This is a genomic window from Pseudoalteromonas undina (assembly GCF_000238275.3).
Taxonomy (GTDB): domain Bacteria; phylum Pseudomonadota; class Gammaproteobacteria; order Enterobacterales; family Alteromonadaceae; genus Pseudoalteromonas; species Pseudoalteromonas undina.
The window spans coordinates 562,532-584,596 of record NZ_AHCF03000003.1 but is presented as its reverse complement, the minus strand read 5'-3'; the positions used below and the strand labels follow the sequence as shown (position 1 = coordinate 584,596).

Here is a 22,065-nt window from a genome sequence, read left to right as displayed (position 1 = left end):
TACGTTTTAAATAACCTCTGTACAAAATAACCACTATACTTAAGTGTGTTTTTTGTACAGAGGTGTGTATGAGTGCTGTTCAAGGTAAACATTATTTACTGGCTGTCTGCTTGCTGAGTTTAAGTGCGTGTAGCACTACAAATAACGCCAATTTAAGCGTGCCAATCCCTATTATTACTCCCCCAATGCAACTTCAACAGCAGCCTATCGAGTCTGAGCAGCAAATATTTCAACTCGACCAGAGTCTCAAACAGCAATTAAGTGCTTATGTACAAAAAAATAAATCGGCTGATAAAATTGCCTATAGTCTACTTAGTTTTTTACTCACAAATGGTGATAACTCACTATCTTACCAATCTACTAGCACACAAACGGCGTCTCAAAGCTATCAAAATTTAAATGCTAATTGTCTTTCCCTCTCTATTTTAGCGTATAGCTTAGCCGAACATTTAGGCCTTAAAGCCCGCTTTCAAAAAGTACATGTTCCTGAGTACTGGGCGTTAAATCAAGGATTTAATTTACTCACTGGGCACATCAACCTTGCCATAGACAATAAAACTAAGCTCAAAGACAGCTCACTTGTTTATCAGCGTAATAAGCGCTTAATTATTGATTTTGACCCCAATAGCCGACAAGCCCGTTTTACAACCTCATCGCTGTCAAAAAAACGAGTGACCGCCATGTTTTATAATAATAAAGGCGGTGAGGCACTGGTAAATAAACACTATGATTTAGCGTATAGCTATTTCAAAGCCGCAACTAATACCGATGCTTCATTTAGTGCTAGCTGGGGCAATTTAGGGGTACTCTTTAAACAATTAGATGATTTAAAGCAAGCGGAGCAAATGTACAGCTATGCTATTGCCTTAAACGCCAATGATAATACTGCGCAAGGTAATTTAGCATTATTATATAAACTTACAAATAGAGTAGCCGAAGGCGAAAAGCTATTGGCAAAGCTTGACAAAAAGCGCCAAGAAAACCCTTACTATCATATATCGCTTGGTAACAGTGACTATGTGAATGGTGATTACGCAAATGCAATTAGCCATTATAAAAAAGCAAACGCTATGTCACCGACACTTCATGAAAGCCACTTTGGGCTAGCGCGCAGTTATTTTGAATTAAATAATATAACTAGAGCGGAGTTTCATTTGCGTAAAGCTAGAAAAAAAGCAGACTTTGATCATGAAAAACAGCGCTATGACAATAAGCTTATCGCATTAAAGTCACTCACCGCTAAGGCGAATCATCATTAAATTATTTAGCTTAACCTGTATCATAGTTTTTATAAGTTGGAGCGGCCTTTGTAAACAGATTGAGCCGCAATTATTAGCTGATTTAACTATATTAACCAGCTCGGAGTTAGCTGGTAGAAAAACGAATAGCCATGCAGCCTTGCTCACAAGGGAGTATTTAAAAACACGCTTCAAAGAGCATCAACTTACAGTAAGTGAACAATCTTTTACTTATTCCTCAGGGCTATTCTCTAGCGCACAAGGCGTTAATATTATTGCCACTAATACTGTAAAAGATTTACCTGTAATTGTTATTACTGCGCATTATGATCATCTAGGTCTAAAAGCAGGAAAATTACACCCAGGTGCTAACGATAATGCCTCGGGTGTTGCTGCATTACTTTATTTATCGAATGCGCTAACGGATTCTTCTTCATATCGTTTTATGTTTGTTGCAACAGACGCTGAAGAAAATGGTTTACACGGCAGTGAGCACTTTGCTAAAACAATACGCCAGCTCCCGATTGTTTTAAATATTAACTTAGATATGTTGGCAATTAAAAAGTCACATAAGCGTTTATACGCGCTAACAAGTCGATCTTTAAAAGCCCAGCTTAATCCGTTATTTACTCAGATTAACGGGGACAAGATCAAATTAAAGCCTGTTTATTCATCACGAAAAATGAGCCGACTCACCAACACGAAACAAATAGATTGGCGCAGAGCCAGCGACCATTATTCATTCGCTAAACAAAAAATTCCGTATGTGTACTTTTCTATGGGGGCAGATAACTACCACCATAGTGCCAAAGATACGCTCGAAAATATTAACGCTCCCCTCTATCAAGAAGCCGTATTGCTAATTGAGGAATTTATTAATCAGCTTTTGACAAACTCCGCGGTATTAACTCCCTCTTTAAAAGCAGCAACATAAGCCTCTTTTTTTGCTCGTGGAAGTTTTTTTATCGCATATTCTAATTTGCTTGCGTCGCTTTTAGTACCTACTTGTTGTTGATGAATCAGCATAAGCGGCCCTTTACCTTTGAGGTTTTTTGCTCCTTTACCTGCTTGATGAGTAGCGATACGTCGAGCAACATCAACAGTAATACCGGTATACCAATGACCAAACCGTGTTTGCACAATATAAAGTGACCAAGTTGGCGGTTTATTTTTAATTTTGCACAACTCATTGTTTAAACTTTTTTGATTATTAATGGTCAAAACCTCGCCTTAACGCGCTAAACAAAAACAATTACTCAAAAGGGTTTTACCTTGAGTGACTAATCGGTATCATGCAGATTATAAAAAATAAGGATCACAACTAACAATGCAGTCGTTAAAAACTTTTTCTCTTTGGCTTATCGTCGCTTTAACGCTTAGTTCAGCCGCAGGTTGTTCTAGCTGGGTATACAGAATCAACATCCCTCAAGGTAACTTTTTAGAACAATCAGACGTTGATAAGCTTCGCGTTAATATGACTCGCGAACAAGTAATTTACGTATTAGGCAGACCCATTGCCGAAGACGCCTTCGATAAAAATACTTGGCGTTATGTATACAGCTTCAATAAAGGACGTGCTAATGAACAGTTTAAATCATTAGTACTAAACTTTGAAAATGAAAAGCTAGTTACAGTATCGGGCGACTATGAGCAGCCAGAAAACTTTACAACGCCTTTAGAGCAATAAGAAAGCTCTTAAGGTTTAATTAAAAAAGGTGAGCATGGCTCACCTTTTTTGTATCTAACGTTCTAACGGCCGGCCACCAGTGACTTTATTAGCGCGGCCCTCTTCTTTAGCTTTTTCGGCGCGTTTTCTGCGAGCATCTTTAGGGTCGGCAATTAATGGGCGGTAAATTTCAATTCTGTCGCCATCTTTAAGCTCATGATTTAGCTTCACCGTTCTGTTCCATACGCCTAAAGTTAAATCGGTTGCATCAATCTCAGGGCACTTTTTAATAATCCCTGATTGTATTACCGCTTGCTCAGCCGTTGTGCCTTGCAGCACTTCTATATTTAACGTGGTTGCCTTAGTAGGTAAAGCGAACACAACTTCAATATTGATCATGCACGTTCTCCATACACGGTTTTTGCACGTTGAGTAAACGCACTCACCATGTTTTTAGCCACATCATTAAAAATTTTACCAAACGCCAGCTCTATGAGCTTACTTGAAAACTCAAAATCTAACTGTAAATTAACCTTACACGCATGCGTATCTAATTGCTGAAAGTGCCAGCGACCTTGTAGGGTTTTAAAAGGACCATCAACCAAGCGAAGCATCACTGTTTTCTCATCAATTAGCGTATTTTCAGTGGTAAACCATTTTTTTATGCCGGCTTTAGATATTTCTAAACTAGCGGTCATGTTATTATCATGCTGCTTAATAATTTTTGAGTCTGAACAATTAGGTAAAAACTGTGAATAGGCTTCTACATCATTGACTAGATCAAACATCTCTTTAGTGCTGTACATAACCAGCGCGCTTTTTTCTATTTGTGGCATACTCACTCCCAACTGTGTGCAGGAATTTTAGCAAGCTTTGTGCGTTTCCCCAAACTTTCATCGCGCTTAAATTAATCCTTCGCTTTTGCATGTATAATTTAAAAAAATCGATGTAAAACATCTTGTATAACGTATATTATAGGGCACTATGGCTAAGAAAAATTCATCAAAATCGACAAGTAATACCATCGCGCTAAATAAAAAAGCGCGACACGAGTATTTTTTACACGACAAGTTTGAAGCAGGTGTTGAACTCCAAGGCTGGGAAGTAAAAAGTATCCGAGCAGGTAAAGTAAATATCTCTGAAACTTATATTCATCTTAAAAACGGTGAAGCATTTTTATTAGGCAGTACCATTCAGCCTTTAAATAGCGCATCGACCCATGTTATTTGTGACCCGCTACGTTACCGTAAATTACTACTAAGCAGGCGTGAGCTTGACCGCTTAGTTGGTGCAACTGAACGTGATGGTTATTCATTAGTTGCCACCGCTATGTATTGGAAAAAATGCTGGGTGAAGCTTGAATTCCATTTAGCTAAAGGTAAGAAAATGCATGACAAACGTGAAGACGGCAAAAATAAAGATTGGTCCCGTGAAAAAGAACGTTTAATGAAACATAAAGTTTAAATAAAAACGTCTAACATCATGTTAGGCGTTTTTTTTAATTAAATTTTTAGCAAAATACAAATTATTACAAATTAAAGTCGCTCGGTGATTTATTTTTAAATAATGAGAAGACCCCCCTCCCGCACCAGATAGCGAGTATCCCATCGTTTTCCTTTATTAAGAAAATAAGTACATATTCGTGCCGATAACAAAATCATCTTTGCGGCTAATTGATAACACTTAAGTTACATGGTATTAATAATTCGACTTGTAAAAACAAGTAAATTATAACATATCAACAAGGACTTAAGGATGAAGCAATCAATTGCATTTACACCGAGCTTAATCATCGGTGCTACTATCGCATTGTCAGCAGGTTTTAGTACAACAACTTATGCTGCACAGCAAACTGCAGAAAAAGTAGAACGTATTCAAGTAACAGGCTCTCGTATCAAACGTTCCGATATAGAAGGCCCATCACCAGTACAATCCATTAATAAAGAAGACATCGAAAACATGGGTTATGACAACCTACAACAGCTGCTTGAAAGAATGCCTGTTGCAGGTAATGGTACCTTTTCAACCCGAGGTAATAACCAAGACTCGACCGCTAATGGTTCGGCTGCCGTCAGCCTTCGTGGTTTAGGGGCTGATGCTACCTTGGTACTTATTAATGGTCGTCGTGTTGCTATAAGCGCATTTGCAGAAGGGATCACCAACTCATTTGTTGATATAAACAGTATTCCTGTTTCAGCAATCGAACGTATTGATATTTTAAAAGATGGCGCATCAGCAATCTATGGCTCTGATGCTGTAGCAGGTGTTGTAAACGTTATCTTGAAAAAAGACATCGACGGTATTGAAGTTAATTTAGGTTACGGCGGCACAGATGGTCCTAACTATGAAGAAACCACGGCTAGCATTGTTTGGGGTACAACAAGTGCAAAAAGTAGTGCATCCGTTATTATTGATTACTTTAAAAACACTTCTTTATCATCAGATGAAATGGGCCGCTTAGGTACCGCTAATCAGTCTCCATATGGCGGTGAAGATTTCCGTTCTTCACGTGGTTTCCCTGGCTACTTCTATGTTGATGGCGTTAAAACAATCGACCCTGCATGTCCTGCAGAAAACGCAACATCAAGCGGTAGTTGTTTATTTGACTATGGTCCATTCGGCTATATTGCCCCTGCATCAGAACGTGTGGGCGCAATCTCACAATTTGAATACCGTTTTGACAATGGCATCACCGGCTTTTTAGAAATGGCTGTACAGCATAACAGCTCAGTTGCAGCGGGTGCACCAACGCCACTCGATGAAGATGCAGGTTTAACTGTACCAGGGAATCATCCAAATAACCCGTTCGGTCAAGATATAGAAATTGGTCGATACAGAACAGTGGATGCGGGCGCGCGTCAATGGGATATCGAATCAGATACATTACGTTTTGTTGCTGGTTTAAAAGGTGAAATTAACGACTGGAGTTGGGAAACAGCGGTACAAAAAGGTCGTAGCAAGTCATTACAAACAGGCGATCGCTCACAAGGTTGGGTTCGCACCGACTTCTTACAACAAGAAATTGACGCTGGCAACTACAATCCATTTGGCGGCACTTACAACGATCCGGCTGTAATTGACAGGATTACTACAAGCTTGGTTCGCCAAGGTGAGTCTCATATGACGTCGTTCGATGCTAACATCTCAGGTGAAGCATTTAACTTTGGTGATGATGTTGTCATGATGGCAGCCGGTATTGAATACCGCGAAGAAGACGTGACTGATACGCCAGATGATCAATTTCAACGTGGATTAATCTTTGGTACCGAGTCAGTTTCAGCTGCCGCAGAGCGCGACCAATACGCTGCCTATGTAGAGTTTTCAATTCCACTTGCTGAGAACTTAGAACTACAACTTGCAGGTCGTTACGATGATTACAGTGACTTTGGTACCACCACAAATCCTAAAGTCGCTTTACGCTGGGCACCTACTGATGAAATCACAGTTCGTGGTTCTTGGGCGCAAGGCTTTAGAGCACCTTCACTGGCACAAGTAGGTTTAGGGCCATCTCAGGAGAGTCAGTTTTTTATTGATAACTACCGCTGTGATGCAACAGGTAAAGATTGTGATGCGCTAGATTACAACATTGAATTTGCCGGTAACCCAGATTTAGAAGCTGAAGAGTCTGAATCTTGGAATGTCGGGTTTATTTGGGCACCCACAACTGACTTTGGTTTAAGTGTTGATGTGTGGAGTATCACCCAAGATAATAAGATTGATGAGCAAGAGTTTGGTCCAATTTACAACTCAGAGTGTAATAACCAAAATAGTACAGTATGTGTTCGCTTACCACCATCAGGTACAGACAGCCTAGGAACTATTCAAAAGATTTTCAGTACTTTTGAAAACGTTTCATCACAAGAAGTTTCTGGCGTAGATATTTCAGCAAACTACAACCATTCACTGGATGATTTAGGCTTACTGAAATTCAATTTAGAGTGGGCTTACCAAGATAAATTTGAAAAAGACGGCCGCGATTACACCGGTGAATATGGTTACCCAGAGCACCGTTGGATTTTCTCAACAAACTGGGAAATTGGCCAATTCAACACGAACATGAACATTAGTTATGTGGGTGAGTTTGAAGATACGCCAGATATCGATTTCGATGGCAACTTAGACTTCGATAGTAATACATCACGTACTGTTGATTCTCAAGTATTGGTTGATTTACAAACCTCATATCGTATTACTGAGTCAGCTAAAGTATCGTTAGGTGTTAATAACTTATTTGATGAAGAGCCACCATTTGCAATTGGTGATGGTGATTCAGATCTGTATGGTTACGCATCGGGTGTACATAACCCTCGAGGTCGTTACATTTACACTAAAGTGAGCTTTTCGTTTTAATTAAAAAGCAATAAAAAAAACCGCCAATATGGCGGTTTTTTTTATCTTAAACTAAAGGGCTAAATTATAGCTCGCCTTCGTTTTCAGATAAGAATTTAGCTACGCCTTCAGGGCTTGCGTCCATTCCTTTTTTACCTTCAGTCCAACCAGCAGGACATACTTCGCCGTGCTCGCTGTGGAATGCTAGTGCATCAACCATACGGATCATTTCGTCGATGTTACGACCAAGTGGTAAATCGTTCACTACTTGGTGACGTACGTTACCTTCTTCGTCGATTAAGAAAGAACCACGAAATGCAACGCCGGCTTCTGGGTGCTCAACGTCGTATGCTTTACAGATTTCGTGCTTAACGTCTGCAACTAGTGCGTATTGAACTTTACCAATACCGCCGTCTGCTACAGCCGTGTTACGCCATGCGTTGTGTGAGAACTGTGAATCGATTGAAACACCAATTACTTCTACACCACGTTTTTGGAATTCTGCATAACGCTTATCAAAAGCAATAAGCTCAGAAGGACATACAAAAGTGAAATCTAGTGGGTAGAAAAAGATTACTGCTTTTTTACCTTTGATTTTTTCGTGAAGGTTATAGCTATCTACAATCTCACCGTTACCTAGAACAGCTGCAGCGGTAAAGTCTGGTGCCTGGCGGCCTACTAATACACCCATTTTATTCTCCAAATATTTTGAGTTTATTGTCAATTGCTTACGCAATACTGATAGTAATATGGGCACTAATTCTTAAATTACAATAGCACCATATCTAATTAATCATTATTCTATGGCTATCAAAAATAAATTAACAATCGTATTTATAGATAGCGCCGTTCTAAAATAGCGAACGCTTGATAAATACACGAATTATTGTTCATAAAAAAGCCTGCTTAAAGCAGGCTTTTTTACTAATCCATAATGTCACTAGGCATATCACCGCGAATATGTTGCCATATTTCACCGGTTTGATGACCATACTTGCGCATCATGAATATCGCACCATCGTGCTCTTTATTCTCAGCAAGCTTAGTTAAATCTTTATAGAATTGACGTGCAAGCTCACGGGTACGAGGATCTGAAAAGTAATGACAACCAATCTTAGAATAAAAGCCTTTAAAACCATTAAGGATCAACACATATATGCGGTTGTTACCAGCAACAGCTAACTCATGGTGCACTTTATAGTCATAATCAGCAAATGCTTGTGCGCTGTCTTCTAGTTCATCACTTTGCGATAAAATTTCAATAACACGCTCTGGTGCAAGCTTTATTGCTGCACGAGTGTAAATTGCGCTGATGTTAGTGCGAGCTGAAAGTAACTGATCAGTTAGCTCTGGCATTTTATCTTCGTCTAAACGAGCCAGTGTTTCAAGGATATTTAGTCCTGACGTTTCCCAAAAATTATTTACGCGAGTGGGTTTACCATGTTGGATTGTTAGCCAACCGTCTCTGGCTAATCGTTGTAATACTTCACGCAATGTGGTTCTAGTAACACCAATTAACTCTGAGAGTTCACGCTCAGCTGGCAGAATTGAACCTGGAGGGAAATCACCATTCCAGATTGACTCTACTATGTATTCCTCAGCAAATCCTGCTGGGCTTTTCGCTTTAAAAATTCTCATTCAATTCCTACTCGAATTAATTCACATTACATCGCTACATACGATTAACTGACTGATTGTACCAGACAAGTCACAACTAACAAGTAAAGTAAGTTAAATTACCTAGGTATGTGATTAAAAGGGTAACTTTACTGGTAGAAATTAAACACAATATGAATGCCCACCTATTATTCATACGAGACACTTTAACTATTATTCTATACCTCTTTCCTATTCATGAATCAGATTAACTTGATGGCTCTGAGTAGGTCTATTAGGGGAAGTCATGCAGCACAGGATCTCTAACTTTAAGGGACGACAAGCTTTCATAGCCCTCGTTTTTTCCTTTTACTTGCCCCGCTGTTTATCCTAAGTCATAATCTAAGCCCTTATTTAAATACGGATTTGTTATGAACTGGCTTGCTAATCTAAGTACTCAGCGTACACCTTGGTTATTATTCAGTGGGATTGTTTTTCTACTTGAAGTTACTGCACTTTTCTTTCAATACAACATGGGGTTAGCGCCATGTATTATGTGTATTTACCAGCGCACCGCAGTATTAGGTCTACTTTTTGCGGGTATTATTGGAGCTAGTAAACCAAACAATCTCGCAGTACGTATTGTTGCCTATACAACATGGGGGATTTCGAGTGTATGGGGGCTACTAATAGCTCGTGAGCATATTGAAATGCAAACAACAACAGACCCATTTGCATTTAGCTGTGAATTTGAGCCAAATTTTCCAGAATTTATGCCGTTACATCACTGGATACCGCAATTTTTTGAAGCGACAGGTGATTGCGGAAATATAGATTGGCAATTTGCCAGCCTAAGTATGCCAGCATGGATGGAAATTATTTTTGTACTCTTTACCGCCACACTGTTTATATTAGTGGCCAGTCGATTAATTACTAAAAAGTCACTTTAATATGTTTACTTTTTTTTCAAGCCAAGTTGATGAACTTAAACATTTAAAAGTTCGTCAACGACAAACTGTTATAGCTATCTCTTTAAGCATGCTATCACCCAGTGACAGGGTCTTTATACGCATACTAAAGCTGATGCTATTAAGCCCATTCTTTTTAATATTTACTCTTTTCGAAGGTTGGTTACTGGTGCCCTTTTTAATTGTAGCTGGGTTGAGCTATCCGCTATTAACAGCACCAGTAGATATTAACTTTGCTAAAAAGCACCTTGGTGCTGCCTTAAAACAGTTTGATCAGGGCGCATAGCGCCCTTTTTAGTTAAAACGTTACCTTACCATCAAGTTTGGCTAGCATTTTTTTACCCACCCCTTTTACTTTAGCTAGATCTCCAAGTGATGTGAAATCACCATTAGCTTCTCTATAGTCGATAATTGCCTGTGCCTTTTTCTTACCGACACCTGGTAACTTAATTAACTGTTTTAAATCAGCAGTATTAATATTAACCATGGCTGATTGCATCTGCTCTGATAGCATATCGCTTTGCGCAAAGGTGGTACCCATAGGTAATAAACATAAAGCAGCTGCTAACGAGATTATTTTAATTAATTTCATACTATTTCCTTTTGTGTTCCTACATGAACATTCGTTGATTATTTACACCCAGCACTTTTAAGTAAGTTGTGGTTACTAAGTACTAACGGTAACAATCACTCCTTGCGACTCCTTTACTGCAACGCGTTATAAAGTGACTTAATAAATAAAGTAGAGTTGGCCTTTATTGTCAATTAAGCTGCAGATAAACTAAGGCTAAAGCTTGCAAAATAACGCGCAAGCTTGTACTGTACATAAAAACAGTAATCTAATGATTTAAAATAATCATATTGCCACGTAAGTAAGCAGGAGAAATCATGGCTGTTGTTGTTAAATATGTTGTAGAACGAAACGGAGTCGAGCGCATGACGTTTACTACTAAAAAAGAAGCTGATGCCTATGACAAAATGCTCGATATCGCCGAGTCACTAGAACTAATGCTTGAAAAAGTAGATGTGCCTCTAAGTGAACAACAAGTTGAGTCGCTTGCACTTGAGATTGCGAAAAGTAAAGACGACTTTATGGCGGTACTTAAGGGGACTAAAGAAGTACCTGCAAAAGCTAAAAAAACAAAGTCAGATAACGTTGCAGATATAAAAGATAAAGCTGCAAGTTAGTACTTTTAAAAACCTAATAGTAATTATTAAAAAAACTGAATTCGGTATTCGAATTCAGTTTTTTTATGCCTTTAAATAATGATAGCTAAAAGCGAGTAAATCATCACTATTTGCTAATGTTAAAAGTCAGTCAATAAAAATGCCAACCAGTTAAACTGGTTGGCATTTTTTTAAACCAAAACTTAGGTTAACTAATCACTTATAATGACGATTCAACTTCATCAAACAGATCAGTAATTTCCTTTTTCGGCTCAGCAGTTACAAGGCTTCCTACTACAATAGCAATACTTGCTAAAATAAAGCCAGGGACGATTTCATATATCACGCTGCTTAAGCTATCACCATTAATAGTAATAGGCGCATAAATCCATACAAGCACAGTTAGAGCACCAACAACCATACCGCTAATAGCCCCTTTTAGGTTCATACGCTTCCAGTAAAGACTAAACAATACCAATGGACCAAATGCAGCACCAAAACCTGCCCATGCATTACTTACTAAATCTAGTATTGAACTATTGCGGTCATACGCTAAGTAAATTGCAAATAACGCAACCAGTATCACGCTAATACGCCCTACTAATACCAGCTCAGTTTGCGAAGCATTACGATTTAAGTAAATCTTATAAAAGTCCTCAGTTAAAGAACTTGAACACACTAATAATTGCGATGAGATAGTACTCATAATCGCAGCTAAAATAGCCGCCAGTAAGAAACCTGCAATTAACGGGTGGAAAATTAATTCAGCCAATACTAAGAAAATTGTTTCTTTATCGGCAATCGGCATTTGATTTTCAATCATAAATGCAGCACCAAATAGGCCAGTAAATACCGCACCAATAGCAGATAACGTCATCCAAGACATACCAATACGACGCATGGTTGGCATTTCTTTTACTGAACGAATAGACATGAAACGAACAATAATATGCGGCTGACCAAAGTAACCTAAACCCCATGCCATTGCAGAAATAATAGCAATAGTAGAACCACCAGCAAACCAGTCAAGCATACTTAAAGAATGAATTTCGCTTGCTTTAGGCCGAGCTTAGTAACTGCTGATAATTTGCATTTGCTAAGGTATCCATAAATGGTTGATCAAGCATCATATAAGTGGCAATTGGCACTGCTAACAACGACACAAACATAATACAGCCTTGCACAAAGTCTGTAAGGCTAACCGCTAAAAATCCACCAAATAAGGTATATACCACTACCACACCCGTGGTGATGTATAGGCCCATTTCGTAACTCATTTGAAATGAGTTTTCAAATAACTTACCACCGGCAACAACACCCGATGAAGTGTATAAGGTAAAGAAAACTATAATTACTATTGCAGAGATAACACGTAGGATATTTTTGTTGTCATCAAAACGGTTTGCAAAGAAATCGGGGATAGTAATGGAGTCATTGGCTTTTTCAGTATAGACACGCAGTCTTGGGGCGACTAAAAAGTAGTTTGCCCACGCACCTAATACTAAACCAATTGCAATCCAAACCTTACTCAACCCAAATAAATACATTGCGCCGGGTAAGCCCATTAATAACCAACCACTCATATCTGATGCACCAGCCGATAAGGCAGCTACACTGGGGGCTAAATTACGACCACCTAGCATATACCCTGAAATATCACTGGTAGATTGCTTATATGCGTATAGTCCTATTCCTAGCATTACAATAAAGTACAATGCCAGTGAAATAATCATTCCTGTTTCCAAATTCGCCTCCACTTAAAAAAGTAATAACAGGCTTGTAATCCAAATAATGACTCTTGAAATCTTATAATTAAGACAGTATTGGAATAAAAGCTTTCTACCCAACTATAACACGGTAATTGCTAATAACTCCAACCCGCTAATTTAAGTAGATAAAAAACCACCTATTCGCTCGCTTTTAAAACAAATAGAATAAAAAACAATGAGTTTAGATTAATAAAAATCACCTAAGCCATGATATTTTATTAATAAAATTCATTTTACCGATGCTATTTTGAATGTTTTCCAATATATTATTACAATGTTAATCAATTTCTACTGTTTCGGAATCTTATATGTATTTTTACGCTGCTCGCCAACCTATTTTAGATCGCAATAAGGAACTAATTGGCTACGAGCTTTTATTTCGTGATGGAGTAGATAACGTATTTCCGAACATTGACGGCGACGAAGCAACGTCTCGCCTAATTGAAGGCAGCCAGTTTAATTTTGGTCTTGAAGATTTAACCGATAATAAACCCGCTTATATTAACTTTACCTTAGACACCTTATTAAAAGGCTACCCCACGCTATTAAACAAAAACGGGGTTGTGATTGAAATACTAGAGACCGTTCAGCCAGGAAAACGTCTGCTAGCAATAGTTAAAGACCTAAAAGAGAAAGGGTACACACTCGCCCTAGATGACTATGCGCATCAACCGGTATGGCGTCACTTTTATCCGTTTATTGATATCATTAAAGTTGACTTTTTAACGTGCGATATGGAAACCGTTAAAACGATCATTGAAGACTTAAAACCTTACCCACATATCAAGTTACTCGCAGAAAAAGTTGAAACTTACGAGCTTTACAACCAAGCTTTTGAGTTGGGCTTTGAGTACTTTCAAGGCTTTTTCTTTTCAAAACCCGAGATGGTGCAAAGTAAAGCCTTACCGCCATCTGGCATGGCACTGGCTGAACTGCTCTATGAAACATCCAGTGTAGAAATGGATCTTAAGAAGATCACCGATGTATTTGAGCGTGATGTTAACTTATCTTACAAGCTCTTGCGCTATTCCAACTCAGCGGCATTTACCCGCCGCTCTGAAATAAACACTATAAAACAAGCACTAATTGTACTAGGGGCTGCTGAAATAAAAAAACTGCTCTCTTTATTGTTTGCAGCACAAGTATCTGCAGATAAGCCATTGGAACTTATTAGACTGTCGTTAACACGGGCGCGTTTTTGTGAGTTGTTAGCTATTTCACATGGCAAACTTAAAGATACAGGTATGGCGTTCTTAACCGGCATGATGTCGCTTATGGATGCGATATTAGATGAAGAAATGGACAGCGTAATGCTTAAATTACCTTTGTCTAATGAGATAAAAACAGCGCTGTTAAAAAATGAAGGACTACTTGCTGAATACTTAAACTTAGTCACTCTGTATGAGCATGGTGATTGGCAAGCTGCGAACGATAAAGCCCAGCAATTAAACTTAGGCGATGAAGTGCCTGATGCATATCACGAAGCACTCAACTGGGTTAGTGAGCAAATGCGAGTGATGATCGATAGCTAAAATATCTTTAATACCCATAAACAAAACGCCAGCATCTGCTGGCGTTTTTATTTTTATTAAAGGCTTTCTAAGAAATCCTCATCAAAATCTTCAGGCTCTTCTTTTATTGGCGGGTTACCATCAAATAACTCGTATAATTGACGCTGAAAATAAATGTCTTTAATAAACAAGTAGGGGTCTAACGAATCATTTAATAAACCTTCCTGAGCCATTAAAGACGCACGCGCTTCAACTGCTTTTAGTGCAAACACTAAAATAGTTTGTGGTGTAGTCAGTGCTATTTCAGGCAGTACAACATTATCAACTACATCACCAGTTAAGTTACGCGCGGTAGATGGCCCCATTGCTGGGATCATTAAATAAGCACCATCACCCACTCCCCACACACCTAGCGTTTGACCAAAGTCCTCGCTAGTTACTTCAAGCCCAAGTGAGCTGGCTACATCAAATATGCCAAATACACCCACCGTTGAATTCACTAAAAAACGTGCAAAATTAATTCCAGCACTACTTGGTTTTCCTTGCAGGCCGGCATTTATAATATCAACGGGTGCAGTAATATTATCGGTAAAGTGCACAATACTACGACGAACAGGCTGCGGTGTAACAGTGATATAACCCACTGCTGCTGGCCTTAAAATATAGGTATCGAGTACGTCCATATTAAAGTCATAAATGGGTCTATTTACACTTTGTAAGGGATCGCGCTCATCATATTTACTCTCGGGCACTTGAGCACAGCCCGATAAGGCGAGTAAACATAATAAAAGTAAGCCTTGTTTTAACATCTCAAATCCTTAAGGTATTAATGTATCAATGTTCAGTTGCACTTGTCGCACATCTTTACGAAGCAGTACTTCAGAGTGGCCTTCAAGCTCACCAGTACTTGGCATCACTGAATCATCATTGGAAATACGCGCAGAAATAACAATTTCATTAGCACTGGATAAATTTAGCCCTGCCATCATGGCGTTCTCGTCGCTCAGCTCAACGGTGATTGGAAAGCTATAGTCAGTCAGTTTAACAACGGCTAAAGGCATTGGTGAACCTTCAGAAGCTTTAGCAAACACAAACAAAATACCGTTACTGGGCTGTTTATCTTCGAGTTGCTCGTCAACCTTAACCGTGACCTGAATTCCTTGAACAACTTGCAGCTCGTGATTATTCAGCTCGCTTTTCTGAGCTATTTGACCATCGATTTCACTAATGCGCTCAGAAATCATAGCATAACGCGTATCTGACTCGTCCATACTGGCAAGAAGTACCTCAAATGCAGCTTTTGCCTGTACCCAATCCTTTCTCTCAAAGGCAATCAGCGCAAGTAACGAAATCGCATCGAGATTATTTGGCTGCGCTTGTAGCACTTTAGAAAGCATACCCGCTGCGCGAGTCATATTCTCATCACTGCCCTCAAGTAGTAATACCTGCGAGTAGCTCACCAAAGCTTGCATATTATCAGGATTCATTGACAATGCTTTATCAAATGACTGTTTTGCCATGTCAAACTCATTAAGCATAATAGCGACACGCCCTAACAGCATCCAAGCTACTTCATCATCACCGCTTTGACTTAACTTTGTACGCAGTGCCAATGCAAACGCTTGAAGTTCATTTTTAGATAACGGCTCACCTTTTTGCATTACGGCACGTTGACCATAATCGGCTAAGTTGTCCATTGCATCATGCCACGCCGAAATTTGTTGTTGGCTGCCTGTCATCGCATAAAATATACCTGCTAATGCAATTAAAAACGCTGCCCCTGTTAAAGCAAATATACGGTTATCACCACGACTGTTTAGTGACTTTTCTGGCGATAATTCATTAAGCAAACGACGTTTTAGCTCAATAATAGCCTCGTTATGGTTTTGCGAGTCTATACGTTGATTGTCTAAATCAGCCTGCAGTTCAACTAAACGCTGCTCATAAATGCTGATAAGCTGTGCATTAGCGTTGTGAGTAATAGTTACTACGCGCTCTTTTTTTAAAAAAGGCACAATAATAAACAGCAATGCAATGAGTGTGAGTAAAGCAAAAGACGCCCACATTAAAATCATTTAACTTTGCTCCTGACGTTTATTTTGTTTAATCAACTTATTGAGCATCACTTCATCAGCGTCACTCCATGTTTGTTTTACCGACGCTTTACGTTGGCGAATAACAATAAAACCAAAGCCTATTATTACAATGAGTACTGGTAACACCCACAGAATTAACGTAGCCGGCGTTACTGGTGGATCGTAATGAACAAAGTAGCCATAGCGGTCAATCATATAGTCAATGACTTCATCTTTGCTTTTACCATCTTTTACTAACGCCAATACACGATCACGCAAGTCTTTTGCAACTACGGCATCTGAATCAGCAATGTTTTGATTTTGACATTTAGGGCAGCGTAATTCTTTAGTTAGCTCTTCAAAACGAATCGCTTGTTCATTGCTATCAAACTGATAACGATCTTGCTGAGCAAACGCTGCTAAACTAATAAATAAGCTAAGGGTTAATAAAAACAATCTCATGGCTGCAGCTCCTGCATAAGAGGCGCAAACTTAGCGCGCCAAACTCGAGGGTTTATATCACCGGTGTGGTGTAACAAAATAGTGCCATTTTTATCAACTAAAAATGTTTCTGGTGCTCCAGACACACCCAAATCTAACGCCAAAGAGCGCTCTAAATCTAAAATATTAAACTGATACGGATCACCGGCGCGCGCAAGCATATTACTCACATCGTCACGCAGTGCTTGCATATCAAACGGGCCATCAAAATCGGCATCGTAACTTTGAACATAATACAAGCCGATAATTTTAATGCCTTGTTCGCGAAGCTTAGTTAAATAATCAAGTTCAGCTAAACACGTTGGGCACCATGTGCCCCAAACGTTTAGCAAATACACGTCACCCTTTAGCTGCTCATCAGTCCAACGTTTATCGTCTTGCATTAAATCAGGTAAATTAAACGCAGGCACCGTTTGACCAATTCGCCCTGTTTGTATTTCCCGCGGGTTGGCAAACAACCCTTGGTATAAAAACACACAAATAAAGATAAAAATTAATAAAGGGGCAATTGCGATAAGTTTACGGTTCATACTGCCCCCTCTATTTCATCTTTTCGCGGTGAGGCGCGATAGCGCTTATCGAATAAAATCACAAAACCAGCGAGTGAGATCAGAATACCGCCAATCCACATCCAACGTACAAACGGTTTATGGTAAATGCGTAATGACCATGCCCCTTCACTTAGTTGCTCACCAAGCGCAAGATATAAATCACGAGTGAATCCGGCATCAATAGCGGCTTCGGTCATAAATTGCATACCAATATCGTAACGACGCTTTTCTGCATATAAACGCGTTACAGTGTCATTCTCTTTTAATACCGTCACGACACCAGCATGACCACTGTAGTTTGCACCACGAATAGTCTTCACACCTTCAAAGCGGTATTGATACTGGTTAAGCTGCACGATATCGCCTTGCTTCATCGATACATCACGCTCAACTGAATACGCCGAGGTGAGTGTAATGCCCGCTATAACAAAGGCTAAACCAACATGCCCCAGCACCATTGCCCAATAACTTAAACCTAAACGCTTTATGCCGAGTGTAAGCGAGCCATGAACCGCTGCTTTGGTATATAAATCAATAAAAGTGGCAATAAATATCCATACACCTAGCGTGGTTGCTAAAAGTGTTAATGGAGTCACTACCTCATAGCTACTAAATAACCACGCACAGGTAATGATAATACTGACTAATGCGCCTACAAATATTTTATTTTGTAAAAAAGCCCACTTATTTTGCTTCCAACGCAGGAAAGGTCCAATGCCCATTAAAATAGCAAATGGCACCAGTAAAATAGCAAACATTTTATTAAAGAAAGGTTCGCCAATTGAAATACTGCCTAGCCCCATTTCCTTGTGCACCATAGGTAATAATGTACCTAACAGTACAATTAATGTAGCAACCACTAAGAAAATATTGTTTAACCAAAGTGCCACTTCACGCGATACAAATTTATAACGCCCTTCACTTTTAACTTGTGAGACACGCAAGCCATATAATGCTAAACCGCCGCCAACAACTACGGCCAAAAAGCCAAGAATAAATAAGCCACGATCAGGGTCTGTTGCAAAGGCATGCACCGAAACAATAATTCCTGAGCGAACGATAAAGGTTCCTAGTAAACTTAATGAAAACGCCGCAATAGCCAGTAACACTGTCCATGATTTAAATACGCCACGTTTTTCAGTCACACTTAAAGAGTGCAGTAACGCGGTTGCGACTAACCATGGCATGAGTGATGCATTTTCAACAGGATCCCAAAACCACCAGCCGCCCCAGCCTAGCTCTGAATAGGCCCACCAACTACCTATGGTGATACCTAAGGTTAAAAAGCCCCATGCCGTCATTGTCCATGGGCGTGACCATTTTGCCCAGGTGTTATCAAGCTTGCCGGTTAACAACGCGGCAATAGCAAAGGCAAAAGCAACAGAAAGACCGACATACCCCATATAAAGTAATGGAGGGTGAATGATCATCCCCGGGTCTTGTAATAATGGATTTAAATCGCGTCCCTCAACAGGGAAATAGGGCAGTAAACGTTCAAACGGACTTGAAAGTAGCAAGGTGTACATCATAAATCCGACACCTAAAAAGCCAAGCACACCTAATACGCGAGCACGAAGTACCCAAGGCAGTGACTTTGAACGCAAAGCAACAACGGCGGTCCAACCTGCCTGCATTAATAACCACAGTAAAATAGCGCCTTCATGGCCACCCCATGTTGAGGTTATTTTATAATACCAAGGCAAGGTGCTACTTGAGTGATACGCTACATAAGATACGGTAAAATCATCGGTTAAGCTGGCATAAATAAGCGCAGCAAAAGACAAAGCAACAAATGCAAACTGACCAATAGCAAGTGATGGCGCAGCGCGCATCAAACGAAGGTTTCCTGTGTGTGCACCCCAAAGTGGGAAAATACACAACAGAATACTCAGTACCATGGACAATGTTAGGGAAAAATAACCAAGTTCTGGGATCATATTAGCTCCCACTATCTAAATTGTATTTTGGTTTCTCGTGCTTAATTCCTTTTACTGCCTCGGCAACCTCGGCTGGCATATATTCTTCATCATGTTTAGCCAGTACTTCAAACGCTTCAATGACGTTAGGTTCAACTAACACACCTTGTGCAACAATTCCTTGCCCTTCACGAAATAGATCAGGCAAAATTCCTTGATAACGCACCGTGACCAATGGGCCAGTATCAATCAACTTAAAGCTTACCTGTAAGCTTTGCTCATTTCTTTGCACTGTACCAGGGACAACCATACCGCCAATGCGGAGCTTTTGTCCTATATGAGGCTTTTCTTTATTCGGGCCTTTACCATCAATTAATTCACTGGGGGTGTAAAACAAATTAATGTTTTCTTGTAAGGCGTACAACACTAAACCAATTGATCCACCAATACCAAAGAGTACGGCAATAATAACCAAAAGGCGTTTTTTACGTCTAGGGTTCACGAGGTTTGCTCCTGCTTAGAATTTTTAATTCGAGTTTCACGCGCAATTTGCTGCTCTACCGACGCTAAAATTTGTTTTTTGTCGCGTAACGAGCTAAATAAAATGCCTAATAAAATTAATGCGCATGTACCAAAAGAAAGCCATACATAAAAGCCATAGCCTCCCATTGCAATAAAATCTGAAAACGAGTCAAACTGCATAATTACCCCTTAGTTAACAACTGTCGCACCCATGGGCGGTGCTTTTCACGGTGTAAAATTTCATTTTTAAGACGAATTAAAGTCACAGTGCCAACAAACGCGGCAAAGGCTAAAATATTAATCATTAACGGCCAAAACATACTTGGATCTACCGCGTCGCGGTTAAACTTAGTGATGCTTGCCCCTTGATGCAGGGTATTCCACCATTCCACCGAAAAGTGAATGATAGGCAAGTTAATAACCCCAACAATAGCTAAGATAGAGGCGGCGCGACCGGCTGATTTTTTATCTTCAAAGGCATGGTACAAAGACAACACCCCTAGATATAAAAATAACAAAATAAGTTCAGAGGTCAGTCTTGCATCCCATACCCACCAAGCACCCCACATAGGTTTACCCCATGCAGCACCGGTGATTAAGGCTATTGCGGTCATGCAGGCACCTACGGGTGCTATTGCAATCACCGCAAGCTCTGCATTGCGTAATTGCCATACAAGCGCAACAATGGCAGCAATCGCCATTGATGAATAGGCGCCCATAGATAAAATAGCGGAGGGCACGTGAATAAAAATAATACGGTAACTGTCTTTTTGTTGGTAATCGGCAGGAGCAAAACCTAATCCCCATACCCAACCAACAACCATACTAATAACCGTTACTACTGCAAAATATGGCAGTAGAGTATTGCATAATTGATATGCTCGCTCTGCTTTCGCATACGGATGTAACCACTTCCACATATTAACTTACACTCACTTTTAATGCTGATGATATGGCAATTGGCGCACTGATAATCGCAACGACTAACATTGCACCTAGGATTGCAAGCTGACCACTGTAATCCAGCGACATAGTGCTGGTATCAATAGCGGAAGTTGCAAAAATTAAAACCGGAATATACAAAGGCAAAACGAGCAGACTCATTAAAATGCCGCCTTTTTGTAATCCCACAGTCAAACCCGCCCCTATTGCGCCAATGAAGCTCAATAAAGGCGTACCCAATAATAGCGTTAATAACGTAGCCATTAGGGCCGTCGTATCTAAATTTAGTAGTAAAGCAAATAAAGGGGTCATTAGCACTAACGGGAGGCCGGTGATCACCCAGTGTGCGGCTACTTTGCCCAGTACCGTTAATGATAATGGGTATGACGAAGCAATGAGCTGCTCCAAAGAGCCGTCGTGGTAATCATCTCTAAACAGTTTATCAAGGCCAAGCATGGTCGATAATAAAGCCGCCACCCAAATAATGCCCGGTGCCATCCTTGATAACAAGCCTGGCTCAGGCCCTATGGCTAATGGAAACAACGAGATAACAATTAAAAAAAACAAGATAGGATTAACTATTTCAGCGCGCTGACGAAAAGCGAGCTTAACGTCTTTGCTAAATACCGCGACAAATAACTGCCAATATGAATGCTGTCGTGTCATTAGTGGCGGTACTCCAAAGTCAACGTTTGTAAGTCACTAAAGTGGGTGGTTAAATCTTGGTGTGTTGTTAACAAAATAGCGCCCCCCTTTGATAAGTGCTCAGTAAAACGTTGCTGTAAAAAGGCAACCCCGCTTTTATCTAGCGCCGTGAAAGGTTCATCTAAAATCCATAACTTCGCTTCAGATAACCATAATCGAACGAGAGCCACCCGTCGCTGTTGACCCGCAGATAACGTTCTTACAGGTACATCTTCCAGCCCCACTAAACCTAACTTACTTAATAAAGGGTATAAGTCAGGAGTATCAACATAACCATTAATAGCCAACCAATGTGCTACATTTTCAAGTGCACTAAGTTGTACGTTAACACCGGTTTTATGGCCTATAAATAATAAGTCTCTGGCATATTCGTCATAATATTTTTTGATAGATTGATTTAGGTATAAAATATCACCTTCATCCGGCAGCGAAAAACCAGCAATAATGCGCAATAATGATGTTTTACCAGCCCCATTAGGGCCAGCTAACTGCATGATTTGACCGCTTTTAAGGCTAAAATTAAGTTCATCAAACAAACAACGCTCTTGCTTGATACAAGTAACGGACTTAATGTGTAACAAGATGACGATTCTCTCTGCCAAAAATTAG

At 39.8% G+C, this 22,065-nt stretch carries 25 protein-coding genes and 1 pseudogene; 9 read left to right on the top strand and 17 right to left on the bottom strand.

What is annotated here, in order from left to right; translation table 11 throughout:
- The first annotated feature begins 68 nt into the window (after positions 1 to 68).
- Together PUND_RS06360 and PUND_RS06355 are read left to right on the top strand one after the other, a co-directional pair.
- Positions 69 to 1,259, top strand: a complete 1,191-nt coding sequence (locus PUND_RS06360) for a tetratricopeptide repeat protein (RefSeq protein WP_010387975.1) — start codon at positions 69 to 71, stop codon at positions 1,257 to 1,259.
- A 139-nt stretch (positions 1,260 to 1,398) separates the two neighbouring features.
- Positions 1,399 to 2,172, top strand: a complete 774-nt coding sequence (locus tag PUND_RS06355) for a M28 family peptidase (RefSeq protein ID WP_010387973.1) — start codon at positions 1,399 to 1,401, stop codon at positions 2,170 to 2,172.
- Here the strand turns inward: PUND_RS06355 and PUND_RS06350 are convergent.
- Positions 2,118 to 2,459: a GIY-YIG nuclease family protein gene (locus tag PUND_RS06350; RefSeq protein WP_021033156.1), complete on the bottom strand. Its 342-nt coding sequence runs from the start codon at positions 2,457 to 2,459 to the stop codon at positions 2,118 to 2,120. The genes PUND_RS06355 and PUND_RS06350 overlap by 55 nt on opposite strands.
- Positions 2,460 to 2,565: 106 nt before the next feature.
- Here PUND_RS06350 and PUND_RS06345 point away from each other — a divergent pair, with 106 nt between their 5' ends.
- Positions 2,566 to 2,925, top strand: coding sequence for an outer membrane protein assembly factor BamE (locus tag PUND_RS06345; protein ID WP_010387969.1), 360 nt, complete (start codon positions 2,566 to 2,568; stop codon positions 2,923 to 2,925).
- Between the two features lie 54 nt (positions 2,926 to 2,979).
- On the opposite strand, the gene PUND_RS06340 is transcribed toward PUND_RS06345, so the two are convergent.
- Together PUND_RS06340 and PUND_RS06335 are read right to left on the bottom strand one after the other, a co-directional pair.
- A complete protein-coding gene (locus PUND_RS06340; RefSeq protein ID WP_010387968.1) occupies positions 2,980 to 3,303 on the bottom strand; it encodes an RnfH family protein in 324 nt (107 codons plus the stop codon).
- A complete protein-coding gene (locus PUND_RS06335; RefSeq protein ID WP_010387967.1) occupies positions 3,300 to 3,740 on the bottom strand; it encodes a type II toxin-antitoxin system RatA family toxin in 441 nt (146 codons plus the stop codon). The genes PUND_RS06340 and PUND_RS06335 overlap by 4 nt, the downstream gene beginning before the upstream one ends.
- Before the next feature lie 148 nt (positions 3,741 to 3,888).
- Between PUND_RS06335 and smpB the strand changes: the two genes are divergently transcribed.
- Together smpB and PUND_RS06325 are read left to right on the top strand one after the other, a co-directional pair.
- Entirely contained in the window at positions 3,889 to 4,368 is a 480-nt protein-coding gene (gene smpB / locus PUND_RS06330) for an SsrA-binding protein SmpB (protein ID WP_008109102.1), read from the top strand.
- Positions 4,369 to 4,659: 291 nt separating this feature from the next.
- A complete protein-coding gene (locus PUND_RS06325; RefSeq protein WP_010387964.1) occupies positions 4,660 to 7,254 on the top strand; it encodes a TonB-dependent receptor in 2,595 nt (864 codons plus the stop codon).
- A gap of 64 nt (positions 7,255 to 7,318) precedes the next feature.
- On the opposite strand, the gene PUND_RS06320 is transcribed toward PUND_RS06325, so the two are convergent.
- Positions 7,319 to 7,924, bottom strand: a complete 606-nt coding sequence (locus tag PUND_RS06320) for a peroxiredoxin (RefSeq protein ID WP_008109095.1) — start codon at positions 7,922 to 7,924, stop codon at positions 7,319 to 7,321.
- Between the two features lie 233 nt (positions 7,925 to 8,157).
- Positions 8,158 to 8,871, bottom strand: a complete 714-nt coding sequence (gene fadR, locus PUND_RS06315; protein WP_008109093.1) for a fatty acid metabolism transcriptional regulator FadR — start codon at positions 8,869 to 8,871, stop codon at positions 8,158 to 8,160.
- Between the two features lie 389 nt (positions 8,872 to 9,260).
- Between fadR and dsbB the strand changes: the two genes are divergently transcribed.
- Together dsbB and PUND_RS06305 are read left to right on the top strand one after the other, a co-directional pair.
- On the top strand, positions 9,261 to 9,779 hold the full coding sequence (gene dsbB, locus PUND_RS06310) for a disulfide bond formation protein DsbB (protein ID WP_010387961.1): 519 nt from the start codon (positions 9,261 to 9,263) through the stop codon (positions 9,777 to 9,779).
- Position 9,780: 1 nt separating this feature from the next.
- Positions 9,781 to 10,083 (top strand): hypothetical protein, encoded by a 303-nt coding sequence (locus tag PUND_RS06305; protein ID WP_010387958.1) that lies wholly within the window; start codon positions 9,781 to 9,783, stop codon positions 10,081 to 10,083.
- A 12-nt stretch (positions 10,084 to 10,095) separates the two neighbouring features.
- On the opposite strand, the gene PUND_RS06300 is transcribed toward PUND_RS06305, so the two are convergent.
- Positions 10,096 to 10,389, bottom strand: a complete 294-nt coding sequence (locus PUND_RS06300; RefSeq protein WP_010387956.1) for a ComEA family DNA-binding protein — start codon at positions 10,387 to 10,389, stop codon at positions 10,096 to 10,098.
- A 296-nt stretch (positions 10,390 to 10,685) separates the two neighbouring features.
- On the opposite strand from PUND_RS06300, the gene PUND_RS06295 reads away from it, so the two are divergent.
- Entirely contained in the window at positions 10,686 to 10,985 is a 300-nt protein-coding gene (locus tag PUND_RS06295) for a YebG family protein (protein WP_010387955.1), read from the top strand.
- Between the two features lie 199 nt (positions 10,986 to 11,184).
- On the opposite strand, the pseudogene putP reads toward PUND_RS06295, so the two are convergent.
- Positions 11,185 to 12,697 (bottom strand): annotated as a pseudogene (gene putP, locus PUND_RS06290) (sodium/proline symporter PutP).
- 344 nt (positions 12,698 to 13,041) lie between these two features.
- Between putP and PUND_RS06285 the strand changes: the two are divergent.
- Positions 13,042 to 14,265, top strand: a complete 1,224-nt coding sequence (locus PUND_RS06285; protein ID WP_010387954.1) for an EAL and HDOD domain-containing protein — start codon at positions 13,042 to 13,044, stop codon at positions 14,263 to 14,265.
- Between the two features lie 56 nt (positions 14,266 to 14,321).
- Here the strand turns inward: PUND_RS06285 and PUND_RS06280 are convergent, their stop codons facing one another.
- From PUND_RS06280 to ccmA, 10 genes are read right to left on the bottom strand one after another with little or no spacing between them, the layout of a single operon-like run.
- Positions 14,322 to 15,053 carry an MlaA family lipoprotein gene (locus PUND_RS06280; protein ID WP_010387953.1) on the bottom strand — a complete coding sequence of 244 codons (732 nt, stop codon included), beginning with the start codon at positions 15,051 to 15,053 and terminating at the stop codon, positions 14,322 to 14,324.
- A 9-nt stretch (positions 15,054 to 15,062) separates the two neighbouring features.
- On the bottom strand, positions 15,063 to 16,319 hold the full coding sequence (gene ccmI / locus PUND_RS06275) for a c-type cytochrome biogenesis protein CcmI (RefSeq protein WP_010387952.1): 1,257 nt from the start codon (positions 16,317 to 16,319) through the stop codon (positions 15,063 to 15,065).
- A complete protein-coding gene (locus PUND_RS06270; RefSeq protein ID WP_010387951.1) occupies positions 16,320 to 16,781 on the bottom strand; it encodes a cytochrome c-type biogenesis protein in 462 nt (153 codons plus the stop codon).
- On the bottom strand, positions 16,778 to 17,350 hold the full coding sequence (locus PUND_RS06265) for a DsbE family thiol:disulfide interchange protein (RefSeq protein WP_010387950.1): 573 nt from the start codon (positions 17,348 to 17,350) through the stop codon (positions 16,778 to 16,780). The genes PUND_RS06270 and PUND_RS06265 overlap by 4 nt, the downstream gene beginning before the upstream one ends.
- Entirely contained in the window at positions 17,347 to 19,308 is a 1,962-nt protein-coding gene (locus PUND_RS06260) for a heme lyase CcmF/NrfE family subunit (RefSeq protein WP_041709671.1), read from the bottom strand. The genes PUND_RS06265 and PUND_RS06260 overlap by 4 nt, the downstream gene beginning before the upstream one ends.
- 1 nt (position 19,309) lies before the next feature.
- A complete protein-coding gene (ccmE, locus tag PUND_RS06255; protein ID WP_008465420.1) occupies positions 19,310 to 19,789 on the bottom strand; it encodes a cytochrome c maturation protein CcmE in 480 nt (159 codons plus the stop codon).
- On the bottom strand, positions 19,786 to 19,989 hold the full coding sequence (gene ccmD / locus PUND_RS06250) for a heme exporter protein CcmD (protein WP_008112240.1): 204 nt from the start codon (positions 19,987 to 19,989) through the stop codon (positions 19,786 to 19,788). The genes ccmE and ccmD overlap by 4 nt, the downstream gene beginning before the upstream one ends.
- A gap of 2 nt (positions 19,990 to 19,991) precedes the next feature.
- Positions 19,992 to 20,729, bottom strand: coding sequence for a heme ABC transporter permease (locus tag PUND_RS06245; RefSeq protein WP_010387946.1), 738 nt, complete (start codon positions 20,727 to 20,729; stop codon positions 19,992 to 19,994).
- Between the two features lies 1 nt (position 20,730).
- On the bottom strand, positions 20,731 to 21,417 hold the full coding sequence (gene ccmB / locus PUND_RS06240) for a heme exporter protein CcmB (RefSeq protein ID WP_010387945.1): 687 nt from the start codon (positions 21,415 to 21,417) through the stop codon (positions 20,731 to 20,733).
- Entirely contained in the window at positions 21,417 to 22,037 is a 621-nt protein-coding gene (gene ccmA, locus PUND_RS06235) for a cytochrome c biogenesis heme-transporting ATPase CcmA (protein WP_138764392.1), read from the bottom strand. Before ccmA ends, ccmB begins: the two co-directional genes overlap by 1 nt.
- Positions 22,038 to 22,065: the final 28 nt, after the last annotated feature.